The sequence below is a fragment of the Kitasatospora sp. NPDC059648 genome (assembly GCF_042734825.1).
In the GTDB taxonomy this organism is placed as follows: domain Bacteria; phylum Actinomycetota; class Actinomycetes; order Streptomycetales; family Streptomycetaceae; genus Kitasatospora.
Genome location: NZ_JBHWDU010000029.1, coordinates 44,987 through 60,359, shown reverse-complemented (window position 1 = coordinate 60,359; position 15,373 = coordinate 44,987). Strand labels below are relative to the sequence as shown.

General features: G+C 67.7%; 25 protein-coding genes. All 25 read right to left on the bottom strand.

Features of this window, described 5'->3' with window-relative positions:
- Nucleotides 1-49: 49 nt before the first annotated feature.
- Nucleotides 50-1,708, bottom strand: a complete 1,659-nt coding sequence (locus ACFV1W_RS19280) for an ABC-F family ATP-binding cassette domain-containing protein (protein ID WP_380418024.1) — start codon at nt 1,706-1,708, stop codon at nt 50-52.
- 41 nt (nt 1,709-1,749) lie between these two features.
- Entirely contained in the window at nt 1,750-2,661 is a 912-nt protein-coding gene (truA, locus tag ACFV1W_RS19275; RefSeq protein WP_380418023.1) for a tRNA pseudouridine(38-40) synthase TruA, read from the bottom strand.
- Between the two features lie 89 nt (nt 2,662-2,750).
- The gene (gene rplQ / locus ACFV1W_RS19270) at nt 2,751-3,230 is read right to left on the bottom strand and encodes a 50S ribosomal protein L17 (protein ID WP_380418021.1); all 480 of its coding nucleotides are present in this window, start codon (nt 3,228-3,230) and stop codon (nt 2,751-2,753) included.
- Nucleotides 3,231-3,357: 127 nt separating this feature from the next.
- Nucleotides 3,358-4,380, bottom strand: coding sequence for a DNA-directed RNA polymerase subunit alpha (locus ACFV1W_RS19265; protein ID WP_030055844.1), 1,023 nt, complete (start codon nt 4,378-4,380; stop codon nt 3,358-3,360).
- Nucleotides 4,381-4,532: 152 nt separating this feature from the next.
- Nucleotides 4,533-4,940, bottom strand: a complete 408-nt coding sequence (gene rpsK, locus ACFV1W_RS19260; RefSeq protein ID WP_014136257.1) for a 30S ribosomal protein S11 — start codon at nt 4,938-4,940, stop codon at nt 4,533-4,535.
- Between the two features lie 72 nt (nt 4,941-5,012).
- A complete protein-coding gene (gene rpsM, locus ACFV1W_RS19255) occupies nt 5,013-5,393 on the bottom strand; it encodes a 30S ribosomal protein S13 (protein ID WP_097237495.1) in 381 nt (126 codons plus the stop codon).
- 176 nt (nt 5,394-5,569) lie between these two features.
- A complete protein-coding gene (gene rpmJ / locus ACFV1W_RS19250; protein WP_003956441.1) occupies nt 5,570-5,683 on the bottom strand; it encodes a 50S ribosomal protein L36 in 114 nt (37 codons plus the stop codon).
- 33 nt (nt 5,684-5,716) lie between these two features.
- A complete protein-coding gene (gene infA / locus ACFV1W_RS19245) occupies nt 5,717-5,938 on the bottom strand; it encodes a translation initiation factor IF-1 (RefSeq protein ID WP_003956442.1) in 222 nt (73 codons plus the stop codon).
- Between the two features lie 194 nt (nt 5,939-6,132).
- Nucleotides 6,133-6,558 carry a large conductance mechanosensitive channel protein MscL gene (gene mscL, locus ACFV1W_RS19240; protein WP_380418019.1) on the bottom strand — a complete coding sequence of 142 codons (426 nt, stop codon included), beginning with the start codon at nt 6,556-6,558 and terminating at the stop codon, nt 6,133-6,135.
- Nucleotides 6,559-6,690: 132 nt separating this feature from the next.
- Entirely contained in the window at nt 6,691-7,530 is an 840-nt protein-coding gene (gene map / locus ACFV1W_RS19235; protein ID WP_380418018.1) for a type I methionyl aminopeptidase, read from the bottom strand.
- Between the two features lie 116 nt (nt 7,531-7,646).
- Nucleotides 7,647-8,300, bottom strand: coding sequence for an adenylate kinase (locus ACFV1W_RS19230; protein WP_380418016.1), 654 nt, complete (start codon nt 8,298-8,300; stop codon nt 7,647-7,649).
- Nucleotides 8,300-9,610 carry a preprotein translocase subunit SecY gene (gene secY, locus ACFV1W_RS19225; protein WP_380418015.1) on the bottom strand — a complete coding sequence of 437 codons (1,311 nt, stop codon included), beginning with the start codon at nt 9,608-9,610 and terminating at the stop codon, nt 8,300-8,302. The genes ACFV1W_RS19230 and secY overlap by 1 nt, the downstream gene beginning before the upstream one ends.
- A 338-nt stretch (nt 9,611-9,948) precedes the next feature.
- Nucleotides 9,949-10,401 (bottom strand): 50S ribosomal protein L15, encoded by a 453-nt coding sequence (rplO, locus tag ACFV1W_RS19220; RefSeq protein ID WP_030280790.1) that lies wholly within the window; start codon nt 10,399-10,401, stop codon nt 9,949-9,951.
- Nucleotides 10,402-10,403: 2 nt separating this feature from the next.
- Nucleotides 10,404-10,586: a 50S ribosomal protein L30 gene (gene rpmD, locus ACFV1W_RS19215; RefSeq protein ID WP_030055835.1), complete on the bottom strand. Its 183-nt coding sequence runs from the start codon at nt 10,584-10,586 to the stop codon at nt 10,404-10,406.
- A complete protein-coding gene (rpsE, locus tag ACFV1W_RS19210) occupies nt 10,586-11,206 on the bottom strand; it encodes a 30S ribosomal protein S5 (RefSeq protein WP_207810342.1) in 621 nt (206 codons plus the stop codon). The genes rpmD and rpsE overlap by 1 nt, the downstream gene beginning before the upstream one ends.
- A gap of 48 nt (nt 11,207-11,254) precedes the next feature.
- Nucleotides 11,255-11,638 (bottom strand): 50S ribosomal protein L18, encoded by a 384-nt coding sequence (gene rplR, locus ACFV1W_RS19205; RefSeq protein WP_030280785.1) that lies wholly within the window; start codon nt 11,636-11,638, stop codon nt 11,255-11,257.
- A gap of 3 nt (nt 11,639-11,641) precedes the next feature.
- On the bottom strand, nt 11,642-12,181 hold the full coding sequence (gene rplF / locus ACFV1W_RS19200) for a 50S ribosomal protein L6 (RefSeq protein WP_380418013.1): 540 nt from the start codon (nt 12,179-12,181) through the stop codon (nt 11,642-11,644).
- Nucleotides 12,182-12,203: 22 nt separating this feature from the next.
- Entirely contained in the window at nt 12,204-12,611 is a 408-nt protein-coding gene (gene rpsH / locus ACFV1W_RS19195) for a 30S ribosomal protein S8 (protein ID WP_207810340.1), read from the bottom strand.
- Nucleotides 12,612-12,897: 286 nt separating this feature from the next.
- Nucleotides 12,898-13,083, bottom strand: coding sequence for a type Z 30S ribosomal protein S14 (locus ACFV1W_RS19190; RefSeq protein ID WP_030055830.1), 186 nt, complete (start codon nt 13,081-13,083; stop codon nt 12,898-12,900).
- 4 nt (nt 13,084-13,087) lie between these two features.
- Nucleotides 13,088-13,657 carry a 50S ribosomal protein L5 gene (rplE, locus tag ACFV1W_RS19185; RefSeq protein ID WP_030280779.1) on the bottom strand — a complete coding sequence of 190 codons (570 nt, stop codon included), beginning with the start codon at nt 13,655-13,657 and terminating at the stop codon, nt 13,088-13,090.
- Nucleotides 13,657-13,968, bottom strand: coding sequence for a 50S ribosomal protein L24 (gene rplX / locus ACFV1W_RS19180; protein ID WP_270151185.1), 312 nt, complete (start codon nt 13,966-13,968; stop codon nt 13,657-13,659). Before rplX ends, rplE begins: the two co-directional genes overlap by 1 nt.
- 15 nt (nt 13,969-13,983) lie before the next feature.
- On the bottom strand, nt 13,984-14,355 hold the full coding sequence (rplN, locus tag ACFV1W_RS19175; protein WP_030232481.1) for a 50S ribosomal protein L14: 372 nt from the start codon (nt 14,353-14,355) through the stop codon (nt 13,984-13,986).
- A 99-nt stretch (nt 14,356-14,454) separates the two neighbouring features.
- A complete protein-coding gene (gene rpsQ / locus ACFV1W_RS19170; protein WP_030280777.1) occupies nt 14,455-14,727 on the bottom strand; it encodes a 30S ribosomal protein S17 in 273 nt (90 codons plus the stop codon).
- On the bottom strand, nt 14,727-14,951 hold the full coding sequence (rpmC, locus tag ACFV1W_RS19165) for a 50S ribosomal protein L29 (RefSeq protein WP_030232478.1): 225 nt from the start codon (nt 14,949-14,951) through the stop codon (nt 14,727-14,729). The genes rpsQ and rpmC overlap by 1 nt, the downstream gene beginning before the upstream one ends.
- Nucleotides 14,951-15,370, bottom strand: a complete 420-nt coding sequence (rplP, locus tag ACFV1W_RS19160) for a 50S ribosomal protein L16 (RefSeq protein ID WP_030300385.1) — start codon at nt 15,368-15,370, stop codon at nt 14,951-14,953. Before rplP ends, rpmC begins: the two co-directional genes overlap by 1 nt.
- Between the last annotated feature and the right edge of the window lie 3 nt (nt 15,371-15,373).

Genomic DNA, 15,373 nt, shown 5'->3' with positions numbered 1-15,373 from the left:
GGCGGGCGGGAAGCGGTCAAAAATCGCCCGGCGCCCGCCCTCCGGTCACTCAGCGTTCGCGTTCGACCCGCGTGACGTCCCAGACCGGCTCGGGCGACTCGAAGACCCTCCCGTCGGCGCCGAACACCAGGAAGCGGTCGAAGGTCCTGGCGAACCAGCGGTCGTGGGTGACGCACAGCACCGTGCCGTCGAAGGCCTCCAGGCCGGCCTGCAGTGCCTCGGCGCTCTCCAGGTCAAGGTTGTCGGTCGGCTCGTCGAGCAACAGGGCCGTCACACCGTCGAGTTCGAGCTTGAGGATCATCAGCCGGGCCTGCTGCCCGCCGGACAGCGACTCGAACTTCTGCTCCTCCTGGCGGTCCAGCTCGTACCGGCGCAGCGCGCCCATCGCGGCGCCGCGGCTGAGCGCGTGCTCCTCCTCGATGATGGACCGGACGGTGCGGCCGAACAGCTCCGGGTGGGCGTGGGTCTGCCGGAAGTGGCCGGGGACGACCCGGGCGCCGAGCTTCCAGGAGCCGGTGTGCTCGACCGTGGTGTCGCCGGCCAGCAGCCGCAGCAGGTGCGACTTGCCGGCACCGTTGGCGCCCAGCACCGCGACCCGCTCGCCGTAGAAGACCTCCAGGTCGAAGGGCTGCATCAGGCCGGTGAGCTCCAGCCGCTCCATGGTGAAGGCGCGCACGCCGGTGCGCCCGCCCTTGAGCCGCATGGTGATGTTCTGCTCGCGCGGCGGCGCCTCCGGCGGGCCGGCGTCCTCGAACTTCTTCAGCCTGGTCTGGGCGGCCGCGTAGCGCGAGGCCATCTCGTAGCTGACGGCGGCGGCCTGGCGCAGGGTGACGACCAGCTTCTTGAGCTTGGCGTGCTCCTCGTCCCAGCGGCGGCGCAGCTCCTCGAAGCGCTCGAAGCGGGCCTTGCGGGCCTCATGGAAGGTGTCGAAGCCGCCGCCGTGCACCCAGACGCTGCTGCCGGCGCCGCCGGACTCGACGCTGATGATCTTGTCGGCGGTGCGGGAGAGCAGCTCCCGGTCGTGCGAGATGAACAGGACGGTCTTCGAGGTGGCCCTGATGGCCTCCTCCAGCCAGCGCTTGGCCGGGACGTCCAGGTAGTTGTCCGGCTCGTCGAGCAGCAGCACCTCTTCGGGGCCGCGCAGCAGCGCCTCCAGCACCAGCCGCTTCTGCTCGCCGCCGGAGAGGGTGTTCAGAGCGCGCCACTGGGCCTTGTCGAAGGGCACGCCCAGGGCGGCCGTGGTGCAGACGTCCCAGTCGGTCTCGTAGTCGTAGCCGCCGACGTCCGCCCAGTCGGAGAGCGCCTGGGCGTAGGCCATCTGCGTCTTCTCGTCGTCCTGGGCGATCATCGCCAGCTCGGCGGCGTCCACCGCGCGGGCCGCCTCGGCGATCCGCTCGGGGGCGACCGAGACCAGCAGGTCGCGCACCGATGCGTCGGCCGGGAGCGCGCCCGGGGTCGCGGACTGGTCCTCGCGGCCGGTGGTGCCGACGAACTGGCGCATCACGCCGAGCCCGCCGCTGATCGTCACCGAGCCGCCGTGCGGCTGGATGTCCCCCGCGATCATGCGCAGCAGGGTGGTCTTGCCCGCCCCGTTGGCGCCGACCAGGGCGACCGCGGCACCCTCGCCGACCCGGAAGGACGCGTCGTCGAACAGCACCCGCCCGTCCGGCAGGTAGTACTCAAGGTGCGAAATCTCGACGTGTCCCATGGGAAGGATTGTCCCAAGCCGACGCCCCGGGCCAAAACGGATTACGAGGCGGCGGGCTGCCCGGGCAGGGTGCGCATCCGCCGGGCCTGACGGTTCCGCTCGGCGAGCTGGTCGTCCGGCGGGTAGCCGACCTCCTCCAGGGTGAGCCCGTACGGCCGGATCACGTTGACGGCCGAGTTGCGGACCCCGCCGGCCAGCACCTCGCCGGGGAACTCCACCGGCCGGTGCCCGTCGCCGACCAGCAGCATCGCGCCGACCAGTGCCCGGACCATGTTGTGGCAGAAGGCGTCCGCCCGGACGGTGGCCACCGCGAGGGTGCCCTCCTGGCTCGCGTAGGTGTCCACCGGGACGCGGTCCCAGTGCAGCTCCAGCAGGGTGCGGATGGTGGTGGCGCCCTCGCGCTTCTTGCAGTACGCGGCGAAGTCGTGCTCGCCCAGCAGCAGCTCCGCGGCCGCGTTCATCTTCTCCACGTCCAGCGGCCGGTCGTGCCAGAGCACGTGCCCGCGCAGCAGCGGGTCGACCCCGCCGGGGTGGTCGGCGACCCGGTACGCGTACCGGCGCCAGATCGCCGAGAAGCGGGCGTCGAACCCGGCCGGCGCCTCGCCGACCCGGTAGATCCGCACGTCCCCGGGCAGCCGCCCGGCCAGTCGGCGCAGCAGCTTCTCCCGGTGCGCCTCCCACAGCTCGGCCGGCAGGTCGACGTGGGCGACCTGGCCGCGGGCGTGGACTCCGGCGTCGGTGCGACCGGCCACGGTCAGCGGGAACGGCTCCGGACTGCGGGTGACGACCTGCAGCGCGGTCTCGATCTCCTCCTGGACCGTCCGGCGGCCGCCCTTCTGGCGGGCCCAGCCGGAGAACTCGGCGCCCTGGTAGGCGAGGTCGAGCCGGACCCGGACGTACCCGTCGGCCGGGCCGTCCTTCACCGGCGGCTGCTCGGCGCAATCGTTGACCACTGCTTCTCTTCTCCCGGGGACCTCGGAAACCAGGAACGGGCCCGCTCCCCCATCGCTGGGAGAACGGGCCCGCAACACACCTGGAGGTGTCAGGCCTGCTCGGCGGCCTCGGCCTCGTCGGCCTTGGTCTCGACGGCGGCGGCCTCGTCGGCCTCCTTGACGGCGCGCTTGGTGGCGGCCTCGGCCTCGCCGACGGCGGTCTGCGCGACGGTCAGCGCCTCGACCAGCTCGATCACGGCCATCGGGGCGTTGTCGCCACGACGGGGACCGATCTTGGTGATGCGGGTGTAGCCACCCGGGCGGTTCTCGTAGCGCGGCGCGATCTCGGTGAAGAGGGTGTGCAGCACCGAGACGTCGGTGATGGTCTTGCGCACCAGGCGACGGTTGTGGATGTCGCCCTTCTTCGCCTTGGTGATCAGCTTCTCCGCCAGCGGGCGCAGGCGGCGGGCCTTGGCCTCGGTGGTGGTGATGCGGCCGTACTGGAACAGCTCACGGGCCAGACCGGCGAGCAGCAGCGGCTCGTGGTGCGGGCCACCGCCCAGACGGGCACCCTTGGTGGGACGCGGCATGGAATTACTCCTTGAATCTCCGACTGCGGCCGTACCAGGTACCGCAGCGGGCGTACGGGCACTGTGCCCGTACGGCTTTCATGACGACGGAGGCGGTTCCGGGGAACCGCCCCCGCGGTCAAGTCTCTCAGTACTGCTCGGTCTCCGCGTAACCCGCGTCGTCCAGGTCGTCGGCGCCGAAGGCGTCGGCGGCGGCGGTCGGGTCGAACCCGGGCGGGCTGTCCTTGAGGGCCAGGCCCATGCCGGCCAGCTTCGCCTTGACCTCGTCGATCGACTTCGCACCGAAGTTGCGGATGTCGAGCAGGTCGGCCTCGGAGCGGGCGACGAGCTCACCCACGGTGTGGATGCCCTCGCGCTTGAGGCAGTTGTAGGAGCGGACGGTGAGCTCCAGCTCCTCGATCGGCAGCGCCAGGTCGGCGGCCAGGGCGGCGTCCGTCGGGGACGGGCCCATGTCGATGCCCTCGGCGTCGATGTTCAGCTCGCGGGCGAGGCCGAACAGCTCCACCAGGGTCTTGCCGGCCGAGGCCATGGCGTCGCGCGGACGCATGGCGGGCTTGGTCTCGACGTCGACGATCAGCTTGTCGAAGTCGGTCCGCTGCTCGACACGGGTGGCCTCGACCTTGTAGGTGACCTTCAGCACGGGGCTGTAGATCGAGTCGACCGGGATGCGGCCGATCTCCTGGCCGGAGGCCTTGTTCTGGACGGCGGAGACGTAGCCGCGACCGCGCTCGACGGTCAGCTCCATCTCCAGCTTGCCCTTGCCGTTGAGGGTGGCGAGGACCAGCTCGGGGTTGTGCACCTCGACACCCGCCGGCGGGGCGATGTCGGCGGCGGTGACGACACCCGGGCCCTGCTTGCGCAGGTACATCACGACCGGCTCGTCGTGCTCCGAGGAGACGACCAGCTGCTTGATGTTGAGGATGAGGTCGGTCACGTCCTCCTTGACGCCCGGCACGGTGGTGAACTCGTGCAGGACGCCGTCGATGCGGATGCTGGTGACAGCGGCACCCGGGATCGACGACAGGAGCGTGCGGCGCAGGGAGTTGCCGAGGGTGTAGCCGAAGCCCGGCTCCAGCGGCTCGATCACGAACCGGGAGCGGAACTCGTCGACGACCTCTTCGGTCAGCGAGGGACGCTGAGCGATAAGCATGGGGTTTCGATCCTCCAGTCTTCGGCGCCCACTATTTGACGCCGAACGAATGGCCATGAGGCGATGGCCTCATGCCAAGCGTACGGGGTCCCGCGGAAAACGGGACCCCGTACGAGGTTTAAAGCAGAACCCGCGTGCCCGAAGGCGCTGCGTCAGACGCGGCGGCGCTTCGGCGGACGGCAGCCGTTGTGCGGGGTGGGGGTGACGTCCTGGATCGAGCCGACCTCCAGGCCGGTGGCCTGGAGCGAACGGATCGCGGTCTCGCGGCCGGAGCCCGGACCCTTCACGAAGACGTCAACCTTGCGCATGCCGTGCTCCTGCGCGCGACGGGCAGCGGCCTCGGCGGCCATCTGCGCGGCGAACGGGGTGGACTTGCGCGAGCCCTTGAAGCCGACGTGGCCGGCGGAGGCCCAGGAGATCACGTTGCCCGACGGGTCGGTGATCGAAACGATGGTGTTGTTGAACGTGCTCTTGATGTGCGCGTGGCCGTGAGCGACGTTCTTCTTTTCCTTGCGGCGGATCTTCTTCGCGCCGGCAGCCTGACGACCCTTGGGGGGCATAAGTCTGTTCTCCTACTGAGGTGGTCGGTCCGCTGACCCGCGGGCCGGAGGGATGTCCGGTTACGGGACGGACTACTTCTTGCCCGGCTTCTTCTTACCGGCGATCGCGCGACGCGGGCCCTTACGGGTACGCGCGTTGGTGTGGGTGCGCTGGCCGCGGACCGGCAGGCCACGGCGGTGACGCAGACCCTCGTAGCAGCCGATCTCGACCTTGCGGCGGATGTCGGCGGCCACCTCACGGCGGAGGTCACCCTCGACCGTGTAGTTGGCGTCGATGTACTGGCTCAGCTTGACCAGGTCTTCCTCGGAGATGTCGCGAACGCGGACATCCGGGTTGACGCCGGTCTCGGCGAGGGTCTGCTGGGCGCGGGTACGGCCGATGCCGTACACGTAGGTGAGGGCGATCTCGATCCGCTTCTCACGGGGGAGATCAACGCCGGCGAGGCGTGCCATTCAAGGCTCCTGTGGTTCTTCAGAGGTCTGGCGTGCCACCTACTCCGACACCTCACGGTGAGGGAGCCCCGGCCTCTGACCGGGGGCGGCAGTCCGTCCCGCGGGGGACGGATCGGGTGACCCGCTTATGACGTTTTCGCGTCGCGCGAAGTACTACGAGAAATGCTGGGGAGAGATCAGCCCTGGCGCTGCTTGTGGCGCAGGTTGTCGCAGATCACCATGACCCGGCCGTGGCGGCGGATCACCTTGCACTTGTCGCAGATCTTCTTGACGCTCGGCTTGACCTTCATGTTTCAGGTTCTCCGGGTCTAGATCTGACGTTCTTACTTGTAGCGGTAGACGATCCGGCCGCGCGTGAGGTCGTAGGGGCTGAGCTCCACGACCACCCGGTCGTCCGGCAGGATGCGGATGTAGTGCATGCGCATCTTGCCACTGATGTGCGCGAGGACCTTGTGACCGTTCTGCAGCTCGACCTTGAACATCGCGTTCGGAAGAGACTCGATCACGGTGCCCTCGATCTCAATGGCGCCTTGCTTCTTAGCCATGAACTGCGAGATCCACCTTCCGGGACCGGCTACCGTATGCGGAACGCTCGTGCGAACCTGGGTTCACCCCACCCCCGAGGGGAAGAGGGCGTGCTGAAGCACGCTACGAGTGAGCCGACGGTCCATCCTACGCCAGCGCGCGCCACTGACCAAAACGGGGGTCCCCGAAGGAGTCCGGTGTCACACCCGGATGCTCAGGCCCCGGTGGAGACGGTCAGCGGCTCGACGTGGGCGGTGCAGGCCGAGCAGCGGCGGGCGGCCTCGGGGATCTCGGTCAGGCACTCGGGGCAGGGGCGCTTCGCGGCCTTCGGCTTCTTCGGCAGGTAGCGCGCGGTGGCCTTGGTGACGGGCAGCACGACGCAGAAGTAGAGCACCGCGGCGGTCATGAAGAACGCGATCAGCACGTTCAGGAACTGGCCGTACGGGAAGGTGACGTGGGCGATCGTCGCCTTGTAGGAGCTGAAGTCGCCGGCCGCGCCGATCACCACGCCGAGCAGCGGGGTGAGGAAGGCGGACACGAAGCCGGACACCACCGCGGTGAACGCGGCGCCGATGACCACACCGACGGCCATGTCGACGACGTTGCCGCGCATCATGAAGTCGCGGAATCCCTTGAGCACGTTGCTCTCTCCTGCTCGCTCGTAAGCCGTGGACTGCCCTGCCAGCCGATAAAAATAGGACAAAAGCCCTGGAGGTCCAAACCTCCAGGGCTCTGACCCCTCGTCAGGGACGGCGGTTCACCGCCGCGGCGACTAGGCCAGCGGGTCCGGAGCTGCGGTGATGCCCAGCTTGGCGAGTTCGGCCTTGCCGCCGTCGAAGGCGGTCAGCACCAGCGGGCCCTGCTCGGTGACGGCCACCGAGTGCTCCCAGTGCGAGGCCCAGGTGCCGTCGTTGGTGACGACCGTCCAGTCGTCGTCCAGCACGGTGGTGTGCGGGGTGCCCAGCGAGACCATCGGCTCGATCGCCAGCACGGTGCCGGGGACGAGCTTCGGGCCCTTGCCGCGGCCGCGCTCGACGTAGTTCAGCACGTGCGGCTCCATGTGCATCGCGGTGCCGATGCCGTGGCCGCCGTAGCCCTCGGTGATGCCCCACTTGCCCTTGGGCGGCAGCGGCTGGCGGCGGATGTAGCCCTCGATCGCCTTGGAGACGTCCACCAGGCGGTTGCTCTTCTTCATCTGGGCGATGCCGGCCCACATCGAGCCCTCGGTCACCCGGCTCAGCATCTCGACCTCCGGGCGGACCTCGCCGACCGCCACGGTGATCGCCGAGTCGCCGTGCCAGCCGTCCAGGATCGCGCCGCAGTCGATCGAGATGAGGTCGCCCTCCTGGAGCACCCGGTCACCGGGGATGCCGTGCACGACCTCGTTGTTCACCGAGGCGCAGATCACCCCGGGGAACCACAGGCCGCCGTGGTGGGCGCGGAAGTTCGAGGTGGCGCCGTGGTCGGTGATCACCTTGTCGGCGATGTCGTTGAGCTCCTGGGTGGTCACCCCGGGAGCGACCGCCGCGCGGCAGGCCTTCAGCGCCTCGGCGACGACCAGCCCGGCCGCTCGCATCTTCGCGATCTGCTCGGGGGTCTTGATCTCCACCATCAGGGTCACGCCTTCCAAGTCCGGATTGCCACTGCCTACCACCGTACGACGCCGAAACGGCCGGGCCGCCCGCTCCACGGGCGACCCGGCCGTACGTCGTACCTCGCTGAGGAACCTCAGCCGTTCTGCTTCAGCGCCTCGATCGCACGCTGGGTGACCTCGTCCACCTTGCCGAGGGCCGGGATGGTCGCCACCAGGCCCTGCTGGACGTAGTAGTCGATGATCGGCTCGGTCTCCGTGTGGTAGACCTCCAGGCGGGTCCGCACCTTCTCCTCGGTGTCGTCCGAGCGCTGGTACAGCTCGCCGCCGCACTCGTCGCAGACGCCCTCGACCTTCGGCGGGTTGTAGTCCACGTGGAAGACGTGGCCCCCGTCGTTGCGGCACAGGCGGCGGCCGGCGATCCGGCGGACGACCTCGTCCTCGGGGACCTCCAGGTCCAGCACGCCGTCCAGCTCGATGCCCTGCTCGGCGAGGAACTCGTCGAGCGCCTTGGCCTGGCCCAGGTTGCGGGGGAAGCCGTCGAGCAGGAAGCCGTTGGCGGCGTCGGCCTGGAGCATTCGGTCCTTGGCCATCCCGATGGTGACCTCATCCGGCACCAGGCGACCCGCGTCCATGTAGCTCTTGGCCTCAAGCCCCAGCGGGGTGCCCTGGCCGATGTTGGCGCGGAACAGGTCTCCGGTGGAGATGTGGGGGATGGACAGGGTCTTGGCGAGCAGGTGCGCCTGAGTACCCTTCCCGGCCCCGGGAGGACCAACGAGGACGATACGCATCAGCGGAGGAACCCTTCGTAATTGCGCTGCTGGAGCTGGCTCTCGATCTGCTTCACAGTTTCGAGTCCGACGCCGACGACGATGAGCACGCTGGTGCCGCCGAACGGGAAGTTGGTCTGCTGTCCGAAGGCGACCAGGGCGATCATCGGGATCAACGCGATCAGGCCCAGGTAGAGCGAACCCGGCCACGTGATTCGGGTCAGCACGTAGTTCAGGTACTCGGCCGTCGGCCGGCCGGCCCGGATACCCGGGATGAAGCCACCATACTTCTTCATATTGTCGGCAACTTCTTCGGGGTTGAAGGAGATGGCGACGTAGAAGAAGGCGAAGAAGACGATCAGCAGGAAGTACGTCGCCATGTAGATCGGGTGGTCACCCTTGACGAAGTTCTGCTTGATCCACACCGCCCAGCCGGCCTGGCTGTTGGTCAGCTGGACCACCAGGGCGGGGATGTACAGCAGCGACGAGGCGAAGATGACCGGGATGACACCGGCCTGGTTCACCTTGAGCGGGATGTAGGTCGAGGTGCCGCCGAACGCCCGGCGGCCGATCATCCGCTTCGCGTACTGGACCGGGATCCGGCGCTGGGCCTGCTCGACGAAGATGACCAACATCACGACGATGACGCCGACCGCGACCACGGACAGGAACTCGACCCAGCCGCCGCCGATGGTGCCGGACTGCTTGATGGCCCACATCGAGGACGGGAACTGCGCGGCGATCGAGGTGAAGATCAGCAGCGACATGCCGTTGCCGATGCCGCGGTCGGTGATCAGCTCGCCCAGCCACATGATGACCGTGGTGCCGGCCGTCATCGTGATCACCATGACGGCGATCCGGAACACCGAGGTGTCCGGCACGATCTGGTTGGCCAGCGGGCAGCCCGAGAACAGCGCACCGCTGGAGGCCGTCGCCACGATGCCGGTGCCCTGGAGCACGGCGAGCGCGATGGTCAGGTAGCGGGTGTACTGGGTGATCTTCGCCGTACCGGCCTGGCCCTCCTTCTTCAGCGCCTCCAGTCGCGGGATCACGACGGTGAGGAGCTGGAGGATGATGCTCGCCGTGATGTACGGCATGATGCCGAGGGCGAAGATCGTCAGCTGGAGGAGCGCGCCACCGCTGAACAGGTTGACGAGCCCGAAGAGGCCGTTGTTCTTGGTCTCCTTCACGCACTCGTTCACGGCCGTGAAGCTCACGCCCGGGATCGGAATGTGCGAGCCCAGCCGGAACAGCACCATGATGCCCAGCGTGAACAGCAGCTTCTTGCGCAGGTCGGGCGTCTGGAACGCCCGCGCGAACGCACTGAGCACGGTGCCTCCTGCGCCTCCCGCGCGTCGTCGGCGGGAGGGTCGGTCCTGGAATGGGGAGTTTGCGGTTCGGGCTCCCGTACAGACGGCACAGGCGAGCCTACGCGCAGCCTACAAGGGAACTCCACGGACTCTAACAGTGCGCGGCCACTCGAAAGAAGCGCGTACGGCCCCTCCCCCACTCATGGGGGTACGGGATGCCCGGTTTTGCCACACAAAAGAACGAGGGGCGGTGCCACCCGATTTCGGCCCCGGAGTGAAAGGGCCGGTAAAAGCACGAGCCCCGCACCTCCCGGAGGAGGTGCGGGGCTCGAAGCCGGTTGCCGGCGGGTTCAGCGGGCTCAGACGAGCTCGGTGACCGTACCGCCGGCGGCCTTGATCTTCTCGGCGGCCGAGCCGGAGACGGCGTCGACCGTCACCTGCAGCGCAACCGAGACCTCGCCGGTGCCGAGCACCTTGACGAGGGAGTTCTTGCGAACCGCGCCCTTGGCGACCAGGTCCTCGACCGTGACCTCGCCACCCTGCGGGTAGAGCTCGGCCAGCTTGTCGAGGTTGACGACCTGGAACGTGATCTTGAACGGGTTCTTGAAGCCCTTCAGCTTCGGCAGACGCATGTGGAGCGGCATCTGGCCACCCTCGAAGCGCTGCGGAACCTGGTAGCGGGCCTTGGTGCCCTTGGTACCACGACCGGCGGTCTTACCCTTGGAGCCCTCACCACGACCCACGCGGATCTTGTCGGTCTTGGCACCCGGGGCGGGACGCAGGTTGTGGATCTTGATCGGGTTGTCGCCCATGATCAGTCCACCTCCTCAACCGTCACCAGGTGACGGACCGTGTGGGCCATCCCGCGGATCTCGGGACGGTCCTCCTTCACCACGACGTCGTGCATGCGCTTCAGGCCGAGCGAACGCAGGGTGTCACGGTGGTTCTGCTTGCTGCCGATGTACGACTTGGTCTGCGTGATCTTCAGGCGAGCCATCAGGCGCTCACCCCAGCAGCACGCGCCCGCAGCAGAGCGGCGGGGGCCACGTCCTCCAGCGGCAGGCCACGACGGGCGGCGATCTCCTCGGGGCGCACGAGGCCCTTCAGAGCAGCCACGGTGGCGTGCACGATGTTGATCGCGTTGTCCGAGCCGAGCGACTTCGACAGGATGTCGTGGATGCCGGCGCACTCCAGGACGGCACGCACCGGACCACCGGCGATAACACCGGTACCGGGGGCGGCGGGCTTCAGCAGCACGACGCCGGCGGCCTTCTCACCCTGAACCGGGTGCGGGATGGTGCCCTGGATACGGGGGACGCGGAAGAAGTTCTTCTTGGCCTCCTCAACGCCCTTGGCGATGGCGGCCGGAACCTCCTTCGCCTTGCCGTAACCGACACCCACGGTGCCCTCGCCATCGCCCACCACGACGAGCGCGGTGAAGCTGAAGCGACGGCCACCCTTGACAACCTTGGCGACACGGTTGATCGCGACGACGCGCTCCACGTAAGCGGTCTTCTCGACAGCCTGGGCGTTGCCCTGACCGTCACGCTTACGGTCGCGCCGCTCGCCACCCGTGCCGCGACCGGCGCCGCCTTCGCGGCGCTGGGGTCCAGCCATTGGAATTACCTCTCTCGTTTACGTCCGTCGACAGAGTCGACGAGCGGCTTAGAAGTCGAGCCCGGCCTCACGGGCCGCGTCCGCCAGGGCGGCGATGCGGCCGGCGTACCGGTTGCCCGCGCGGTCGAAGACGACCGACTCGATGCCGGCGGCCTTGGCGCGCTCGGCGACCAGGCTCCCGACCTTCTTGGCCAGCTCGGTCTTGTCGCCCTCGGCGCCCTTGATGGACACGTCGAGGGTGGACGCCGACGCCAGGGTGTGACCCTTGGCGTCGTCGATGACCTGGGCGACCATGTGACGGTTCGAGCGCGTCACGACGAGACGCGGACGCACCTCGGTGCCGACGACGCGCTTGCGAACGCGGATCGCGCGGCGCTTGCGAGCGGCGCTCTTGTAGGCGTTGCCCTTGCCGATCTTGACAGAGACGCTCATCGCTTACTTACCACTCTTTCCGACCTTGCGGCGGATGACCTCGCCCGCGTACTTGACGCCCTTGGCCTTGTACGGGTCGGGCTTGCGCAGCTTGCGGATGTTCGCGGCGATCTCGCCGACCTTCTGCTTGTCGATGCCGTCCACGTGGAACTTGGTGGGCGACTCGACGACGAAGGAGATGCCCTCCGGCGCGGTGACCAGGATCGGGTGGCTGTAACCGAGCGAGAACTCCATGTCGGAGCCCTTCGCGTTCACGCGGTAGCCGACACCGCTGATCTCCAGCGACTTGCGGTAGCCCGCGGTCACACCGGTGATCATGTTCGCCACCAGCGTGCGGGTCAGGCCGTGCAGGGCCTTCGAGCGACGCTCGTCGTTCGGGCGGGTGACGAGCACGGTGCCGTCCTCGCCCTTGCCGATCTCGATCGGCTCAGCGACGACGTGGGTGAGGGAACCCTTGGGGCCCTTCACCGAGACCGTCTGGCCATCGATGGTGACGTCCACGCCAGCGGGGACCTGGATGGGCAGCCGTCCAATACGCGACATTGCTGTACCTCCGTTTCCCGAATTACCAGACGTAGGCGAGAACTTCTCCGCCTACGCCCTTCTTGGCGGCCTGCTTGTCGGTCAGGAGGCCGGACGACGTGGAGATGATCGCCACGCCCAGGCCGCCGAGCACCTTCGGCAGGTTGGTGGACTTTGCGTAAACACGCAGACCCGGCTTGCTGATGCGCTTGATGCCGGCGATGGAGCGCTCACGGTTGGGGCCGAACTTGAGCTCGATGGTCAGCTTCTTGCCGACCTCGCCCTCGGCGGGCTCCTCAACCTTGTAGGAGGAGATGTAACCCTCCTGCTGCAGGATCTCGGCGACGTGCGCCTTGATCTTGCTCGACGGCATCGCGACAGAGTCGTGGTACGCCGAGTTCGCGTTACGCAGACGCGTGAGCATGTCTGCGATGGGGTCGGTCATGGTCATGATGGCCTCAGGCCTCTCTCGCCGTGGTTTCTCCGCGCCAGGTCCCCCTGCCGCACTCTTCCGAGTTCGTCAGGGGCACAAGCGCAGGGGACCTGCGACGTAGTAAGACTGGGTGCGAGCCCTTCCGTGGAAGGGCCACGGGCATCCATGGGGAAGCCGTGGCAGGGGGCCCGACCCCACCACCTTACGGGAATCCGTACGGCAGCCCAAACCTCAGCGATGTGAGACGGGCGGGCGGTGTGGGGTCGGGCACCTCTGCGTCGCTAGCTGTGCCTAGAGCGCTGGATTACCAGGAGCTCTTGGTCACGCCCGGCAGCTCGCCGCGGTGCGCCATCTCACGGAGGCAGACACGGCAGAGGCCGAACTTGCGGTACACCGAGTGCGGACGGCCGCAGCGCTGGCACCGGGTGTAGGCCCGGACGCCGAACTTCGGCTTGCGCTCGGACTTCGCGATGAGGGACTTCTTCGCCATTGGCTCACGCCTCCTTGAACGGGAAGCCCAGAGCGCGCAGGAGCGCCCGGCCCTCGTCGTCGGTCTGAGCGGTGGTCACGACGGTGATGTCCATACCGCGCTGACGGTCGACCTTGTCCTGGTCGATCTCGTGGAACATAACCTGCTCGGTCAGACCGAACGTGTAGTTGCCACGGCCGTCGAACTGCTTCGGGGAGAGGCCACGGAAGTCACGGATTCGCGGCAGGGCCAGCGAAACCAGACGGTCCAGGAACTCCCACATACGGTCACCGCGGAGGGTGACGTGGGTGCCGATCGGCTGGCCCTCGCGCAGCTTGAACTGCGCGATGGACTTGCGAGCCTTGGTCACGGCCGGCTTCTGACCGGTGATCGCGGTCAGGTCGCGGATCGCGCCCTCGATCAGCTTGCTGTCACGGGCGGCCTCGCCGACACCCATGTTGACCACGACCTTGACCAGGCCGGGGATCAGCATGACGTTCTCGTACGAGAACTGCTCCTGCAGCTGGCCCTTGATCTCGGAGTTGTAACGCTCCTTGAGGCGGGGGGCCACCTTCTCAACAGTCGTCTCAGACATCAGATGTCCTCACCGGTCCGCTTGGCAACGCGGATCTTGTTGCCCTGGTCGTCGAAGCGGTAACCGACGCGGGTGACGACCTTCTTGCCGTCCTTCTCCACGACCAGCTGGACGTTGGAGACGTGCACCGGGGCCTCGACGGTCACGATGCCACCCTGGGTACCCGGACCCGGCTTGGTGTGCTTCTTGACCCGGTTGACACCCTCGACCAGGACCTTGTTCTCGGCCGGCAGGGCCTGGATGACCTTGCCCTGCTTGCCCTTGTCCTTGCCGGTGATGACCTGGACCAGGTCACCCTTCTTGATCTTCATGCTGTTCGCCATGGGTTAGAGCACCTCCGGCGCCAGCGAGATGATCTTCATGAACTTCTTGTCGCGCAGCTCGCGGCCGACCGGGCCGAAGATGCGGGTGCCACGGGGGTCACCCTCGGTGTTCTTCAGCACGACAGCGGCGTTCTCGTCGAAGCGGATGTACGAGCCATCCGGACGGCGGCGCTCCTTGACGGTGCGGACGACGACGCACTTGACGACGTCACCCTTCTTCACCGAACCACCGGGGATCGCGTCCTTGACGGTCGCGACGATGACGTCCCCGATTCCGGCGTAGCGGCGACCGGAGCCACCGAGAACACGGATGCAAAGGATCTCCTTGGCACCAGTGTTGTCGGCAACACGCAGTCGCGACTCCTGCTGGATCACAGCTTTCTCCTGATCGTCAACGAGAGTCGACGGGCCGGCCGCTGCTCACACCGGCGTCCAGGGACCCGGTGCACATACGGCCGTACCTCATCGGCTTCGTTACTTGGCCTTCTCGAGGATCTCGACGACGCGCCAGCGCTTCGTCGCGGACAGCGGGCGGGTCTCCGCGAGGAGGACCCGGTCGCCCACGCCGCACGCGTTCTGCTCGTCGTGCGCCTTCAGCTTGTTCGTACGGCGGATGACCTTGCCGTACAGAGCGTGCTTGACGCGGTCCTCGACGGCGACGACGACGGTCTTGTCCATCTTGTCGCTGACGACGAGACCCTCACGGGTCTTGCGGAAACCGCGCGTCTCGTTGGTGTTCTCAGTCATCAGGCGTTCTCCACCGTCTCGATGCCCAGCTCGCGCTCGCGCATCAGGGTGTAGATCCGCGCGATGTCCTTGCGGACGAGCTTGAGCCGTCCGTGGTTGTCGAGCTGCCCGGTCGCCGCCTGGAAGCGGAGGTTGAACAGCTCCTCCTTGGCCTCGCGCAGCTTGGCAACGAGACCCTCGTTGTCCAGCGAGCGAAGCTCAGCAGCCTTGGTAGCGGCCGACATCAGCTCTCACCGTCCTCGCGCCGGACGATCCGGCACTTCATCGGCAGCTTGTGCGCGGCGCGGGTGAGCGCCTCGCGAGCAACCTTCTCGTTCGGGTACGACAGCTCGAACATGACCCGACCCGGGTGCACGTTCGCGATCCACCACTCCGGCGAACCCTTACCGGAACCCATGCGGGTCTCGGCCGGCTTCTTGGTGAGCGGGCGGTCCGGGTAGATGTTGATCCAGACCTTGCCGCCACGACGGATGTGACGGGTGATCGCGATACGAGCGGACTCGATCTGACGGTTCGTCACGTAGGCCGGGGTCACGGCCTGGATGCCGAACTGGCCGAACGCCAGCTCGGTGCCACCCTTGGAAGCGCCACGGCGCTTCGGGTGGTGCTGCTTGCGGTGCTTGACCCGACGGGGGATCAGCATTGG